Here is a 15,072-nt window from a genome sequence, read left to right as displayed (position 1 = left end):
GCTGTTCGCCATTTAAAGTGGTACGTGAGCTGGGTTTAAAACGTCGTGAGACAGTTTGGTCCCTATCTGCCGTGGGCGTTGGAAATTTGAAGGGGGCTGCTCCTAGTACGAGAGGACCGGAGTGGACAGACCTCTGGTGTACCGGTTGTCACGCCAGTGGCATTGCCGGGTAGCTAAGTCTGGAAGAGATAACCGCTGAAAGCATCTAAGCGGGAAACTTGCCTTAAGATGAGATTTCCCAGAGCCTTGAGCTCTTTGAAGGGTCGTTCGAGACCAGGACGTTGATAGGTCAGGTGTGGAAGTGCAGTAATGCATTAAGCTAACTGATACTAATTGCCCGTACGGCTTGTCCCTATAACCTTGACGGTTATGCGCATTTACTATGATGGTGAGTGCTACCCAAAAACTTTACTTCTCCCGGATTCGCTGTGCAGCCTAAGGCTGCGGAGCATACAAGTCAAAGCTTGATGACCATAGTAAGTCGGTCCCACCCCTTCCCATCCCGAACAGGACCGTGAAACGACTCTACGCCGATGATAGTGCTGCAACCAGTGTGAAAGTAGGTTATCGTCAAGCTAGTTATTTAGAAAAAGCCCCTTCCAGAGAAAATCTGGTTGGGGCTTTTTTGCGTTTGGCGCTTGGTAGCAACAGATAGTTTTTGTGAGTTTTGACCTGTGGAAATAAAGGTGTACTATTTCGACTTTCGCAGCCTAAGCATCACACAATGAAACCAAAGACAGCCCAAGCAATGCTGTACTTCGCATTGGCAATGATGGCCTGGGCACCTGCCCATGCCGATGAGTTCGCCGATGTCAGTAAGCTGGCCAAAGCCGGCAAAATCGTTGAAGCCCTCAATAAAACCAATGAGTACCTGAGCAAGCACCCTGCCGATGCGCAAATGCGTTTCATGAAGGGCGTGCTGCTGACCGAACAGAACAAATCCGAAGAGGCGATCGCCGTCTTCACCAAGCTGACTGAAGACTACAAGGATCTGCCGGAGCCGTACAACAATCTGGCCGTGCTGTATGCCGCCAGCGGTCAGTACGACAAGGCGCGTATCGCGCTGGAAAAAGCCATCCGCACCAATCCGAGCTATCAGACTGCTTACGAAAACCTTGGCGATATTTACGGCAAGATGGCCAGCCAGGCGTATGACAAGGCGTTGGCGCTCGGCTCGACGGCGCCGCCGCCGGGCAAGTCCAGGCTGACCATGCTGCGCACGTTCTCGACCAGCACCGGCGGCAAGGCTGCCGCAGTGGAGCCGGCGCCTGCCGCCAGCGCGCAGCCGCCGTTGATTTCGGCGTTGCCGCCGCAGGATGCGGCCAAGGCCAATGCGCCGCAGCGGATTCCGGCCTTGTCGGTGGCGCCGCCACCGGTGGCAGCGCCGAAAGTGGCGGCTGCTGCGGTAGCGGTTCCAGCACCGGCGCCTGCGCCGCTCAAGCCGGGGCTGGCTCCAGCACCGGCGCCTGCCCCAGCGCCAGCCAAGGTCGCCGTTGCGCCGACGCCGGCGCCAATTCCCGCCCCAGCCAAGGTTGCTGTTGCGCCGACGCCGGCGCCGGTTCCCGCCCCAGTCAAGGTTGCCGCCGCACCTGCGCCAGCGCCAGCTCCTGTACCGGTCAAGCTGGCCGCCGCACCGGCGCCAGCACCGGTCCCGGCGCCGGTCAAGGTCGAACCGCCCAAGCCGGCCAAGCCGGATACCTCCGAGCGTGACGCCGTGATGGCGCAGGTGAGCGGCTGGGCCAAAGCGTGGGCCGCGCAAAACGTCGATTCCTATTTGAGCTACTATAGCCAGCAGTTCGAGCCGCCGAAGGGCCTCACGCGCAAGGCCTGGGCCGATGAGCGTCGCGCCCGCATCGAAGGCAAGGGCCGCATCCATGTGGACGTGGCGGGGCCGGAGGTGGTCGTGAACGGCAACACCGCCAGGGTCACCTTCCGCCAGACGTATGAATCGGATCGCCTGACGGCGCGCAGCCGCAAAACGCTGGTGCTGGTCAAGAACGGCGGCAAATGGCAGATCAAGCAGGAAATTTCGGGTAACTGATGTCACATTTTGCATTCACACGCCGCTGGCGCGCGGGCAGCATCCTGGCCGTCGCCCTTCTCAGCCTGACTGGAGGGGAGTTCAGCTACGCCGCAAAAAAGCCGGAACGGGCGCCAGTCGCCCGTAAAGCCAACCCGGAAGAGCTGCTCAACGATATCTACAAAGAGCTGTCAAGGAACGACCTCGACGCGGCGCAGCGCAAGGCGGATGCGCTGGTGGAGGCCTATCCCAGCTTCCGCCTCGGCCACCTGGTGCGCGGCGATATCCTGCTGATGCATACGCGGCCGGTGGCCATGCTCGGCGCGGCGGTACCGCCCGGCTCCGACTCCAAGCTGGCGGATCTGCGGCGCGAGGCGGCGGTGCGCCTGCAGGCCGGGCGTCCAGCGGAGACGCTGCTGCCGCGCGCGCTGCTGCAGATGCGCAAGGATCAGCGCCACGCCTTGATTGTGGACGCCAGGCATTCCCGTCTTTATCTGTACGAAAATCGTAACGACGGCCTGCGCCTGGTGCAGGATTTCTACGTCAGCCAGGGCAAGCTGGGCATCAACAAGCTAAAGGAAGGCGATATGCGCACGCCCGTCGGCGTGTATTACCTGATCGGCCGTCTTCCTGGCGTCAAGCTGCCGGATATGTACGGCAAGGGCGCGCTGCCGCTGGATTATCCCAACGACTGGGACAAGGTGAATGGCCGCAGCGGCTCCGGCATCTGGCTGCATGGCACGCCGCCCGAGACTTTCAGCCGTCCGCCGCTGTCGACCGATGGCTGCGTGGTGGTCAGCAACGACGACCTGAATTTCCTGACGCGCTCGGTGGAGATCGGCAAGACGCCGATCCTGATCGGTGATCAGGTGGAATTTGTCAGCAAGGAGCAGATCGACAAGGATTTGCGGCAGGCCGCCGGGCTGGTCGAGAACTGGCGCCGGGATGTGGAGAACCGCGATGATACGAGCCTGAAAGCGCTATATTCGCCGAAGTTCAAGTCCGCAGCGGATGAGACCATTGATGCCTGGCTGGACAAGAACCGCTATCTGCCGGGGGCGAAGAAGATCAGTGTGACGGTCAGCGATCCGAGTTATTTCCGTCAGCCGAGCCAGGAGGAGGTGATTGTCACCAACTTCACGCAGCAGATTGTGATCGGCAAGTTCCGTCACGCGGTGCGCAAGAAGCAGTATTGGGCCAAGGAGGGCACGGCCTGGAGGATTGTTGCCGAGACTAACGTGTAGAAACGTTAGCCCGGCATGGGTCCCCGCCTGCGCGGGGACGACACTGCATCAGAAGTGGTAAGCGGCTTTCAGCTCGAAGTAGTTGATGCCGGTGTTAGGCTTTTTGTAGCCACCGTTCGAGAAGTGCTGCACCTTGGCGCCGATTTCCCAGTTGTTGTCGAACACATAGCCCAGGCCGATGTGGTCGCCGAACTGGAACAGGGTCGACAGACGATAGGTGTCGTTGTTGTACAGGTCGGACAGGCGGTGCACGCCGATGCCGCCTTCGTAGTACATGCCCTTCTTGTTGTCGTTCTGGAAGCGGAACACTGGGGTGAAGCCGATATCCCACAGGTTCTTGTCGTTACCGGAAATATTCATGTACTGCTTCTGCTGCCAGAAGCCGACGCTGGCTTCCCAGTAGCCGCTCAGGTGCGTACCGTTCGACTGGAACCATTGCACATTCCAATCCTTGGCCACACTCAGACGCTCCATGCGCACTTTGGCGGAGGTGCCATAATCAACTGCCACGGAGTCGATCAGTTTGTCATCGGCCAGCGCAAATTGCGTCACGGCCAGCGCGGCTGCTGCCACGATCATTTTTTTAGCGAACATAGTATCCTTGCAAGATTGAGGCTGTATTTCGATTTATACGGCTAGTCAGCGATTGTACCGGGGTTCTGGAAATAATTCCGGTGAGGCTGTCATTTTGATTAGTGAAGGAGCGGAATTGTCCACGCAAATTACCTTCTTAGGCATAGGCTTGATGGGAGACCCGATGGTGCGGCGCCTGCTGGCGGCCGGCCATACAGTCACCGCGTGGAACCGCACCCACGCCAAGGCCGAGGCGCTGGCCGCCGCCGGCGCCCGTCCGGTGGCGGACTTGGGCGAGGCGGTGCGCGACGCGCAGATCGTCATCTCCATGCTGGAGGCCGGTCCGACGGTGAACCTGGTGTTGCAGGCGGCCTTGCCGGCGCTGGCGCCGAACGCGCTGTGGATCGACATGAGCTCGACGCAGCAGGCGGAGGCGCAGGCCTTCCATGCCCTGCTGACCGCGCAGGGCCGGCGCTTCATCGATGCGCCGGTGTCCGGCGGCGTCGGCGGTGCGGCGGCCGGCACGCTGGCCATCATGGCCGGCGGCGGCGCGCAGGATTTTGCCGAGGCCGAACCGGTATTCGCCGCCATGGGCCGCGCCACGCTGGTCGGCCCGGCCGGCGCAGGGCAGGTGGCCAAGCTGTGCAACCAGCTCATCGTTGGCGCAACCATCAATATTGTCGCGGAAGCCATGTTGCTGGCGCAGGCGGCCGGCGCCGATCCGGCGGCGATGCGCGCGGCCATCCGCGGCGGCTTTGCGGAATCGAAAATCCTGGAGGTGCACGGCCAGCGCATGCTGGACCGTAATTTTGTCGCCGGCGGCAAGATCACCACGCAGCTGAAGGACCAGCGCAACATCCTGGCGGCGGCGGAAGCGGCGGGCATCGTGCTGCCGCTGACCGAGCTGGTGACGGCGCGCTACATGACGTTGTCCAGGCAGATTCCGCAAGCCGACCACTCGGCCGCGCTGATCGGGCTGGAGCAGATGAATCCGGGGCAGCGCGTCGGCGCCGCTCCCGATCAATTAGACTGACGGCAGGCTGGCTTCCACCAGCTTGACCCAGAAGCTGGCGCCGACCGGCAGCAGGTTGTCGTTGAAGTCGTAGCTGCCATTGTGCAGCACGCACGGGCCGAGGCCGTGGCCGCCGTCGCGGTGGTCGCCTTCGCCATTGCCGATGAAGATGTAGCAGCCCGGTTTGGCCTGCAGGAAGTAGGCGAAATCCTCCGCCGCCATCGACGGTTCCACCTGGTCATCCACCTTGTCCGCGCCCACCACGGTTTTCATGACCTCGACCGCGAAGCGGGTCGCTTCCGGATGGTTGATCAGCGGCGGGTAGTTGCGGCGGAATTTGAATTCCACTTCCGCGCCGAACGCGGCGGCCGTGTTGACGGCGATCTGCTCCATCTGCTTTTCGATCATGTCCAGCACCGTGCCGGACAGCGTGCGCACCGTGCCGGCCAGCTTGGCTTCGTCGGGGATGACGTTGGTGGCGGTGCCGGCATGGAACTGGGTCAGCGACAGCACCGCCGTGTCCAGCGGGCTGGTGCGGCGGCTGACGATGGTCTGCCAGCTCTGCGCGATCTGCACGCCGATCAGCACCGGGTCGATGCACTTGTGCGGTTGCGCCGCGTGCCCGCCCTTGCCTTTGACGGTGAGGTAGAACTCGTTACTGGAGGCCATCAGCGGGCCGGGCGCCACGCTCATGTGGCCGGACGGGATGCCGGGCCAGTTGTGCATGCCGTAGATGGCATCCATCGGGCATTGCTCGAACAGGCCGTCCTCGATCATGCGCTTGGCGCCGGCGCCGCCTTCCTCGGCCGGCTGGAACACCAGGTACACCGTGCCGTCGAAATTGCGGTTCTCCGCCAGGTGTTTGGCGGCGCCCAGCAGCATGGCGGTGTGGCCGTCGTGGCCGCAGGCGTGCATCTTGCCGGGATGGCGCGAGGCGTGGGCGAAGGTGTTTACTTCCTGCATCGGCAGGGCGTCCATGTCGGCGCGCAGGCCGATGGCGCGGCGCGACGTGCCGTTCTTGATCACGCCGACCACGCCGGTGATGCCGAGGCCGCGAATGACGGGGATACCCCATTCGGTCAGCTTGGCGGCCACCACGTCGGACGTGCGCTGTTCTTCGTAGCAGAGCTCCGGATGGGCGTGCAGGTCGCGCCGTATCTGTTGAATTTCGGATTGAAATGCAATGATGGGATCTACCAGTTTCATGCTGCTTCTCCAGTATTGGGTTCGCTTGCTTTTTAAGCATCGAGAACAGCCATTGTAGCCCTTGTCGGATGACTTAAGCCAGAGTGCACGCAATGGTTTACGATACTGCTTTGAGCAATTGCTTTTGGATTTCTGACATGACAACCACACAAGTCCGCGCAGCCTGCCCGCTCGACTGCCCCGACACCTGCGCGCTGCTGGTGACGGTGGAAGACGGCGTCGCCACCGCGGTCAAGGGCGATCCCGACCATCCGACCACGGCCGGCGTGCTGTGCACCAAGGTGTCGCGCTACACCGAGCGCACCTATCACGAGGACCGCCTGCTGCATCCGCTGCGCCGCGTCGGCAAGAAGGGCGAGGGCAAGTTCGAGCGCATCAGCTGGGAGGAGGCGCTGGAGACCATCGCCGCGCGCCTGAAGCCGATCGCCGAGCGCGCGCCGGAAGCCATCCTGCCCTACAGCTACTGCGGCACCATGGGCCTGATCCAGGGCGAGTCGATGTCGTCGCGCTTCTTCAACAAGATCGGCGCTTCGCTGCTGGACCGCACCATCTGCGCAATGGCAGGCTTCACCGGCTACAAGTACACCATCGGCGGCTCCATCGGCACCGACATGGAGCAGTTCCAGAATGCCAAATTGCTGATCATCTGGGGCGGCAATCCGATCGCCTCCAACCTGCACTTCTGGACCCGCGCGCAGGAAGCCAAGCGCAACGGCGCCAAACTGATCGCCATCGATCCCTACCGCTCGCTGACGGCCGAGAAGTGCCATCAGCACATCGCCCTGCTGCCTGGCACCGACGGCGCGCTGGCGCTGGGCCTGATGCACGTGCTGATCAAGGAAGATTTGCTCGACCACGACTACATCGCACAGTACACGCTGGGCTTCGAGGAGCTGAAGCAGCGCGCGGCGGAATGGACGCCGGAGCGCGTCGCCGCCACCTGCGGCATCACGGTCGACGAAGTGGTGGACCTGGCGCGCCTGTACGGCGGCATGGCGAAAGCCGGTGAGCCGGTGGCGATCCGCACCAACTACGGCGTGCAGCGCGTGCGCGGCGGCGGCATGTCGGTGCGTAACATGGCCTGCCTGCCGGCGCTGGTCGGCGCCTGGCGCCATGCGGCCGGCGGCATCCAGTTGTCTTCCGGCGGCTCCTTCCCGACCAACAAGCCGTGGCTGCAGCGCACCGACCTGCTGAAGAAGCAGCCGCGCACCATCAACATGACCACCATCGGTGACGACCTGTTGCGGCCGGCGTCGGCGGCCTTCGGGCCGGCGCTGGAAGCGGTCATCGTCTACAACTCCAATCCGCTGGCGATCGCGCCGGACTCGGACAAGGTAATGCAGGGCTTTATGCGTGAAGACCTGTTCACCGTGGTACTGGAACACTTCCAGACCGACACCGTGGACTATGCCGACATCGTGCTGCCGGCCACCACGCAGCTGGAGCACATCGACGCCCACACCTCCTACGGCCACCTGTACATGATGGCGAATAACGCCGCCGTCGCGCCGATGGGCGAGGCCAAGGCCAACACCGAAATCTTCCGCCTGCTGGCGGCGAAGATGGGCTTCGACGACGACTGCTTCAAGGACAGCGACGACCAGCTGGCGGCGCAGGCCTTCAACGCGCAGGACGTGCGCGCCATCGGCTTCGACTGGGAAGCGCTGAAGCAGAAGGGCTGGCAAAAGCTCAACATGCCGGATGCGCCGTTCGCGCAGGGCGGCTTCCCCACGCCATCCGGCAAGTGCGAGTTCTATTCCGCGCAGATGCAGGCCGACGGCCTCGATCCGCTGCCGGCCTACATTCCGCCGTATGAATCGGTGGCCAGCAATCCGGAACTGGCGGCGCGCTATCCGCTGGCGATGATTTCGCCGCCGGCGCGCAACTTCCTCAATTCCACCTTCGTCAACGTCAAGAGCCTGCGTTCGGCCGAGGGCGAGCCACACCTGGACATCCATCCAGACGACAGCGCGGCGCGCGGCATCGCCCACGGCGACATGGTGCGCATCTTCAATGACCGCGGCTCCTTTGTCTGCAAGGCGCGCGTGACCGACAAGGCGCGCGCCGGCCTGGTGGTCGGTTTGTCCGTGTGGTGGAAGAAGCTGGCGAAAGATGGCAAAAACGCCAATGAGGTCACCAGCCAACAGTTAACCGATATGGGCCGTGCGCCGACTTTTTACGATACACTGGTCCAGGTCGAGAGAGTTGCCGCTTGAAGGTGATGTATGCGCAATATTGCACGCCGAATGCTCCGCGCCAGATACTGGCTGGCGCCGGCGTGCGCGGCGGCGATGCTGGCCGGCTGCGCGCAGTTCAAGTACTACATGCAGGCCGCCCAGGGCCAGTACGCGCTGTGGTCGGACGCGCGTCCGATTGACGACTGGCTGGGCGACCCCGCCACCGATCCGCAACTTAAGGCCCGCCTGGAAAAGGCGCTGTTGATCCGCAAATTCGCGGTCAAGGAACTGGGCCTGCCCGACAACGCCAGCTACAAGAACTACGCCGCCCTGTCGCGGCCCTTCGTGCTGTGGAACGTGGTGGCGACGCCGGAGCTGTCGCTGCGGCCGATCCAGTGGTGCTTCCCGATCGCCGGCTGCGTCAGTTACCGTGGCTACTACAGCAAGGAAGACGCCAACGCCTACGCCGATGAACTGCGCAAGGAAGGCAACGACGTGCAGGTGGGCGGCGTGCCGGCGTATTCGACGCTGGGCTGGTTCAGCGATCCGCTGCTGTCGACCTTCATCAACTATTCCGATGCCGAACTGGCGCGCATGGTGTTCCACGAGCTGGCGCACCAGGTGGTGTACGTGCAGGGCGATTCGCAGTTCAACGAGAGCTTCGCCACGGCGGTGGAGGAAGCCGGCGTGCAGCGCTGGCTGGAGCTGTACGGCACCGATCCGATGCGCGAAGCCTATGCGCGCTACAACGCCCGTCGCCAGGACTTCCTGGCGCTGCTGGTGCGGCACCGCAAAATGCTGGCCGACGCCTATGCCAGCAAAACCAGCACGCGCCACAAGCGCGCCGAAAAGGCGCGCATCTTCGCTCACCTCAAGTCCGACTACCTGAAACTGAAGGAAACCTGGGGCGGCTACGCCGGCTACGACCGCTGGTTTGCCGAGCCGCTGACCAACGCCCAGCTCAGCGCGGTGGGAACTTACCACGATTATCTGCCGGCCTTCCGCGCCTTGCTGAAACAAGAGCGAACGTTCGTGCGTTTTTATGCTGCGGTGCAAAAATTAGCAAGTCTTGATATAGCTCAACGCCGACAGCAGTTGGATCTCTTGGGCCGGCCTGCAATGCTCAACGCGGAGGGCGGCAAGGAAGCGCTGCCAGCCACCGAAGGCATGCATTGATGCTGCATTGCATCATAAAAAGCCGTTAGAACACCCGTTCTAATTATGGTTAAATGCGCTTGCGTAGGAGCGTGCTGCCCGATAGCATCGCATCATCAGCAGGCTCAACAAATTCGCTCAGACGAATCATTCGCCCCTGACCCGGCACTGTGCGCCGGCCTGTACAACGATAATATTCGAGACAAGAGGCACAGGATGGAGAAAATCTGGTTGAAGTCGTATCCGCCGGGCATGCAGACCGAAGTCGATACGAGTCAGTACCGTTCGCTGGTGCAGTTGCTGGAAGAATCCTTCCACAAATACGCTGCCCGTAACGCGTATGTCTGCATGGACAAGTACCTTACCTATGCCGAAGTCGACACTTATTCGAAGCGCCTGGGCGCGTGGCTGCAAAGCCGTGGCCTGAAGCCGGGCGCGCGGGTGGCCATCATGATGCCGAACGTGCTGCAGTATCCGATCGCGATCGCCGCGATCCTGCGCGCGGGCTACACGGTGGTCAACGTCAACCCGCTGTACACGCCGCGCGAGCTGGAACACCAGCTCAACGATTCGGGCGCCGAGGCGATCATCATCCTGGAGAACTTCGCCACCACGCTGGAGCAGGTGCTGGGCAAGACCCAGATCAAGCATATCGTGGTCGGCAGCATGGGCGAGATGCTTGGCGGCCTGAAGGGCATGCTGGTGAATTTCGTGGTGCGCAGCGTGAAGAAACTGGTGCCGGCGTTCTCGCTGCCCAACGCGGTGCGCTTCAAGGACGCGCTGTCGCAGGGCGGCGCCATGAAGCTGACGCCGGTGGAGCGGCAGTACAACGATCCGGCGTTCCTGCAGTACACCGGCGGCACCACCGGCGTGTCGAAAGGCGCGACGCTGACGCACCAGAACATCGTCGCCAACCTGCTGCAAAGCGAGGCGTGGTCGCAGCCGGCGCTGGGCGGTTCGGACGAGCAGGTGACCATCGTCTGCGCGCTGCCGCTGTACCACATCTTCGCGCTGACCTGCTGCGCGATGTGGGGCACGCGGGTCGGCGCGCTGAACATCCTGATTCCGAATCCGCGCGACATCGGCGGCTTCATCAAGGAACTGGCGAAGTACAAGTTCAACATGCTGCCGGCGGTGAACACGCTGTACAACGCGCTGCTGAACCATCCGGATTTCGCCCATCTGGATTTCTCGGCGCTGAAGATCTGCAACGGCGGCGGCATGGCGGTGCAGCAGGCCGTCAACGACCGCTGGCTGAAGGCGACCGGCGTGTCCATCATCGAGGGCTACGGCTTGTCCGAAACCTCGCCGGTGGCCACCTGCAACCGCGCCGACAGCAAGGAATTCACGGCGACCATCGGCCTGCCGGTGCCGTCGACCGACATCGCCATCCTGGATGACGATGGCAACGAAGTGCCGCTGGGCAGCGCCGGCGAGATCGCGATCCGCGGTCCGCAGGTGATGAGCGGCTACTGGAACCGTCCGGACGAAACGGCCAAGGTGATGACCGCCGACGGCTATTTCAAATCCGGCGACGTCGGCGTGATGGACGCCACCGGCTTTGTGAAGATCGTTGACCGCAAGAAGGATATGATTCTGGTCTCCGGCTTCAACGTCTATCCGAACGAGCTGGAAGGCGTGATCGCCGCGCATCCGGGCGTGCTGGAATGCGCGGCCATCGGCGTGCCGGACGAGCATTCGGGCGAGGCGGTCAAGGTGTTCGTGGTGCGCAAGGACCCGAACCTGACCGAGGCCGCGCTGATGGCCTATTGCAAAGAACAATTTACCGGCTATAAAAAGCCGAAATACATTGAGTTCCGCGAGGAGCTACCAAAAACCAATGTCGGGAAAATTCTGCGCCGCATGTTGCGCGACGAACCACCCGGCGAGAAGAAAAAGGCTGCATAAAGATGGATAAGATTTGGCTGAAGTCGTACCCAGAAGGCGTTCCGGCGGAGATCGACAGCACGCAGTTCCGCTCGGTGACGCACCTGATGGAGGAATCCTTCCGCAAGTACGCGGACCGCAATGCGTTCGTGTGCATGGATAAATTCCTGACCTACGGCGAGCTGGATCAACTGTCGCAGAAAGTCGGCGCCTGGCTGCAAGCCAAGGGCCTGCAACCGGGCGCGCGCGTGGCCATCATGCTGCCGAACGTGCTGCAGTATCCGGTGATCATGGCCGGCATCCTGCGCGCCGGCTACACCGTGGTCAACGTCAATCCGCTGTACACGCCGCGCGAGCTGCAACACCAGCTGACCGACGCGGGCGCCGAAGCCATCTTCGTGCTGGAAAACTTTGCGACGACGGTGCAACAGGTGGTGGCGCAGACCAGCGTCAAGCACGTGGTGGTGGCCACCATGGGCGACATGCTGGGCGGCCTGAAGGGCACCATCGTCAACTTCGTGGTGCGCCATGTGAAGAAAATGGTGCCGGCGTTTTCGCTGCCCGGTTCGGTGTCGTACAAGCAGGTGCTGTCGGAAGGTAACGGCCTGACGCTGCAACCGGCCAAGCAGGGCCACGACGACATCGCCTTCCTGCAATACACGGGCGGCACCACCGGCGTGTCCAAGGGCGCGATCCTGCTGCACCGGAACATCATCGCCAACGTGCTGCAAAACGAAGCCTGGCTGCAAATGAAGAGCGGCGGCGAGCCGATGGTGTTTGTGGCCGCGCTGCCGCTGTACCACATCTACTCGCTGACGGTCAGCGCCTTCATGAGCATCCGCACCGGCGGCCTGAGCCTGCTGATTCCAAATCCGCGCGACATCCCTGGCTTCGTCAAGGAACTGGCCAAGTACAAGGTGACGGTGCTGCCGGCGGTGAACACGCTGTACAACGCGCTGCTGAACAACGCCGACTTCGCCAAGCTGGACTTCTCGTCCTACAAGCTGTGCAACGGCGGCGGCATGGCGGTGCAGAAGGGCGTGGCCGAGCGCTGGCTGAAGGTGACCGGCACGCCGATCATCGAGGGCTATGGCTTGTCCGAAACCTCGCCGGTGGCCACCGCCAACCGCGTCGACATCAAGGAATTCACCGGCACCATCGGCCTGCCGATTCCATCGACCGAAGTGGCGATCCTGGACGACGACGGCAATCCGCTGCCGCTGGGTTCGACCGGCGAGATCGCGATTCGCGGCCCGCAGGTGATGGCCGGCTACTGGAACCGTCCGGAAGAAACCGCCAAGTCGATGACGGCCGACGGCTTCTTCAAGACCGGCGACGTCGGCATCATGGACGACAAGGGCTATACCAAGATCGTCGACCGCAAGAAGGACATGATCATCGTGTCCGGCTTCAACGTCTATCCGAACGAGGTGGAAGAAGTGGTGGCCTCGCATCCGGGCGTGCTGGAAGTGGCGTGCATCGGCGTGCCGGACAAGAATTCCGGCGAGGCGGTGAAGCTGTTCGTGGTGCGCAAGGATCCGAACCTGACCGCCGAGCAGATCCTCGACTACTGCAAGCACGAGCTGACCGCGTACAAGAAACCGAAGTACATCGAGTTCCGCGACGAGCTGCCGAAGACCAACGTCGGCAAGATCCTGCGCCGTCAGCTGCGGGATGAAAAAACCGAAAAAGCCGCTGCCTAAGCTACAAAAATCGCCTGCCGAGTCAGGCGATTTTTTTTAGGCCTGGTGTGCCGTTGCGCACCACGAAGCCGGCGGCGCGGGCGATCGGGCTGGCGCTGTCGTGCACATCGTCCAATGCCAGGAAGTGGGCCGTGGTGTCGGCCGGCGTGATGGTCAGCAGCATGTAGCCGCGCTTGTCGCTGCGGCCATATTTGATGGCCGGATTCATGCGCAGGAACTGCTCGGTACGCGTTTGCGGACGCGAGGGCGAGGTGATCGAGGTGCCGCAGAACTCCGTCGCCACCAGCGGGTTGGCCGCCGAGCGCGGACGCGACGGATTGCGCGCCAGTTCGCTGGCGAAGAAGCTGTGCACGTCGCCGGACAGCACCAGCGGATTGCTGGCGCGGCTGGTGTGCAGCGTGTCCATCAGCTGCCGGCGCGCCATCGGATAGCCGTCCCAGCCATCGGTCCAGAAGCGGCCGTCGCCTTCCTTCATGATGGGCAGCTGGCTGTTCTGCGCCATCAGCGTCTGCTGCGCCAGGATGTTCCAGCGCGCCTGCGACGACGACAATCCCTGCGCCAGCCAATGTTCCTGTTCCTTGCCCAGCATGCTGCGGCTGCGGTCCAGCAGCGCCGGGCAGTCGCGCAGCAGCACCGAGCTGGAACCGCCGCGTCCCGGCGGCGGGCAGGCGTGATAGGCGCGGTATTGGCGATCGTCCAGCACGTGGAAGCGCGCCAGCCTGCCCCAGTCGTAGCGCTGGTAGATGCGCATGTGGGCGAAGTCGGCCGGCGGGGCGCGCAGCGGCATGTGTTCGTAGAAGGCCTGGTACGCGGCGGCGCGGCGGTCGATGAAGCGCGGGTTGAGGTGTTCGTCGCGGTCGTTGCCGTAATCGTTGGCGACTTCGTGGTCGTCCCAGGTGACGATCCACGGCGCGGCCTGGTGCGCGGCTTGCAGATCGCGGTCGGTCTTGTACTGGGCGTAGCGGGCGCGGTAATCGGCCAGCGTGAAGCTCTCGGAGACCCGTACAGCGGCTTTCGGGTGCTGTAGCTGGTACGGCCCCCACTCGTAGATATAATCGCCCAGGAAGGCCACCAGATCGGGCGCGGCGGCCGTGATGTGGCGGTGGGCGGCATAGGTGCCGAATTCCCAGTGCTGGCAGGAGGCCACGGCCAGCTTCAGGGTGGCCGGCATGTCGCCGGCGGCGGGCGCGGTGCGCGTGCGGCCGATGGGGCTGACGGCGTCGCCCAGCATGAAGCGATACCAGTACCAGCGGTCCGGCTGCAAGCCGGTGACGTCGACGTGCACGCTGTGCGCCAGCGCCGGCGTGGCGCTGGCCGTGCCCTTGGCGACGATGCGGCGGAACTGCTCGTCCTCCGCCATCTCCCAGCGCACGCTGAAGGCGATGGCCGGCATGGCGGCGGCGTTCAACGGATCGTGCAGGATGCGGGTCCAGATGACGACGGCGTCCGGCAGCGGCGAGCCGGATGCCACGCCCAGGCTGAATGGGTAGGCGCTGCCGCTTTTCTGCGCGATAGTGGACGAGCTGGCGCTGGAGAGCGCGGCCAGCGCGCCGAGGCGGCTGGCGGTGGCGAGGAAGATGCGGCGGTGTTGGTCCATGCGCCGCGTGCGCTCAGGAGAGGATCAGCGTTTCGATCGGTGGCACCTTGCGCGGCTTGCGGTCGGAATCGGTGGCGACATAGGTCAGCGTGGCCTCGGTCACTTTCACGGTGTCGGCTTGCAGGCGGTTGCGTTCAGCATACACCTCGACCTGCACGGTAATGGACGTATTGCCAACCTTGGTAATATCAGCATAGAACGACAGCAGGTCGCCGACGAACACCGGATTCTTGAACACGAAGGAATTCACGGCGATGGTGGCGACGCGGCCATTGGCGCGACGCGTGGCCGGCAGCGAGCCGGCGATGTCCACCTGGGCCATGATCCAGCCGCCGAACACGTCGCCGTAGACGTTGGCGTCCGATGGCGAAGGCATCATGCGCAGTTCCGGCATCTTCCCGGCGGGCAGGCCGCGGTTGATGGTGGTAACAGCGATTGGGGTGGGATTTTCGGGCGTGGTCATCGTGATTTCTCTTCAGGGGCTACAATTATCGGGAT

At 63.0% G+C, this 15,072-nt stretch carries 11 protein-coding genes and 2 rRNA genes; 9 read left to right on the top strand and 4 right to left on the bottom strand.

The window, feature by feature from the left end:
• The 4 genes from GJ695_RS17200 to GJ695_RS17185 form a co-directional block, all read left to right on the top strand.
• Positions 1-354, top strand: a 23S ribosomal RNA gene (locus GJ695_RS17200); the annotation flags it as partial.
• Between the two features lie 109 nt (positions 355-463).
• Positions 464-576: ribosomal RNA gene (gene rrf / locus GJ695_RS17195) — 5S ribosomal RNA — on the top strand.
• Positions 577-724: 148 nt separating this feature from the next.
• Positions 725-2,041, top strand: a complete 1,317-nt coding sequence (locus GJ695_RS17190) for a nuclear transport factor 2 family protein (protein WP_154366800.1) — start codon at positions 725-727, stop codon at positions 2,039-2,041.
• Positions 2,041-3,264 (top strand): L,D-transpeptidase family protein, encoded by a 1,224-nt coding sequence (locus GJ695_RS17185; RefSeq protein ID WP_154366798.1) that lies wholly within the window; start codon positions 2,041-2,043, stop codon positions 3,262-3,264. Before GJ695_RS17190 ends, GJ695_RS17185 begins: the two co-directional genes overlap by 1 nt.
• A gap of 48 nt (positions 3,265-3,312) precedes the next feature.
• Here the strand turns inward: GJ695_RS17185 and GJ695_RS17180 are convergent, their stop codons facing one another.
• A complete protein-coding gene (locus GJ695_RS17180; RefSeq protein WP_154366796.1) occupies positions 3,313-3,858 on the bottom strand; it encodes an acyloxyacyl hydrolase in 546 nt (181 codons plus the stop codon).
• Positions 3,859-3,973: 115 nt separating this feature from the next.
• Between GJ695_RS17180 and GJ695_RS17175 the strand changes: the two genes are divergently transcribed.
• On the top strand, positions 3,974-4,870 hold the full coding sequence (locus tag GJ695_RS17175; protein WP_267874268.1) for an NAD(P)-dependent oxidoreductase: 897 nt from the start codon (positions 3,974-3,976) through the stop codon (positions 4,868-4,870).
• On the opposite strand, the gene GJ695_RS17170 is transcribed toward GJ695_RS17175, so the two are convergent.
• Complete coding sequence (locus GJ695_RS17170; RefSeq protein ID WP_154366792.1) at positions 4,862-6,055, bottom strand: M20 aminoacylase family protein; 1,194 nt, start codon at positions 6,053-6,055, stop codon at positions 4,862-4,864. The two genes, GJ695_RS17175 and GJ695_RS17170, sit on opposite strands and share 9 nt — an antisense overlap.
• Before the next feature lie 137 nt (positions 6,056-6,192).
• Here GJ695_RS17170 and GJ695_RS17165 point away from each other — a divergent pair, with 137 nt between their 5' ends.
• The 4 genes from GJ695_RS17165 to GJ695_RS17150 all read left to right on the top strand — a co-directional run bounded on the left by GJ695_RS17165 (position 6,193) and on the right by GJ695_RS17150 (position 12,977).
• Positions 6,193-8,271, top strand: coding sequence for a molybdopterin-containing oxidoreductase family protein (locus GJ695_RS17165; RefSeq protein ID WP_154366790.1), 2,079 nt, complete (start codon positions 6,193-6,195; stop codon positions 8,269-8,271).
• Positions 8,272-8,301: 30 nt separating this feature from the next.
• Complete coding sequence (locus GJ695_RS17160; RefSeq protein WP_229260575.1) at positions 8,302-9,408, top strand: aminopeptidase; 1,107 nt, start codon at positions 8,302-8,304, stop codon at positions 9,406-9,408.
• A gap of 195 nt (positions 9,409-9,603) precedes the next feature.
• Positions 9,604-11,295 (top strand): long-chain-fatty-acid--CoA ligase, encoded by a 1,692-nt coding sequence (locus GJ695_RS17155; RefSeq protein ID WP_154366786.1) that lies wholly within the window; start codon positions 9,604-9,606, stop codon positions 11,293-11,295.
• Between the two features lie 2 nt (positions 11,296-11,297).
• Positions 11,298-12,977, top strand: a complete 1,680-nt coding sequence (locus GJ695_RS17150; RefSeq protein ID WP_154366784.1) for a long-chain-fatty-acid--CoA ligase — start codon at positions 11,298-11,300, stop codon at positions 12,975-12,977.
• A gap of 22 nt (positions 12,978-12,999) precedes the next feature.
• Here the strand turns inward: GJ695_RS17150 and GJ695_RS17145 are convergent, their stop codons facing one another.
• Both GJ695_RS17145 and GJ695_RS17140 read right to left on the bottom strand, forming a co-directional pair.
• Positions 13,000-14,574, bottom strand: coding sequence for an alkaline phosphatase D family protein (locus GJ695_RS17145; protein WP_154366782.1), 1,575 nt, complete (start codon positions 14,572-14,574; stop codon positions 13,000-13,002).
• A gap of 13 nt (positions 14,575-14,587) precedes the next feature.
• On the bottom strand, positions 14,588-15,037 hold the full coding sequence (locus GJ695_RS17140) for an acyl-CoA thioesterase (protein WP_154366780.1): 450 nt from the start codon (positions 15,035-15,037) through the stop codon (positions 14,588-14,590).
• Between the last annotated feature and the right edge of the window lie 35 nt (positions 15,038-15,072).

This window comes from Duganella alba, assembly GCF_009674495.1.
Classification (GTDB): Bacteria; Pseudomonadota; Gammaproteobacteria; order Burkholderiales; family Burkholderiaceae_D; genus Rugamonas; species Rugamonas alba.
The sequence above is the reverse complement of the archived record's forward strand: the minus strand, read 5'-3'. Positions and strand labels throughout refer to the sequence as shown.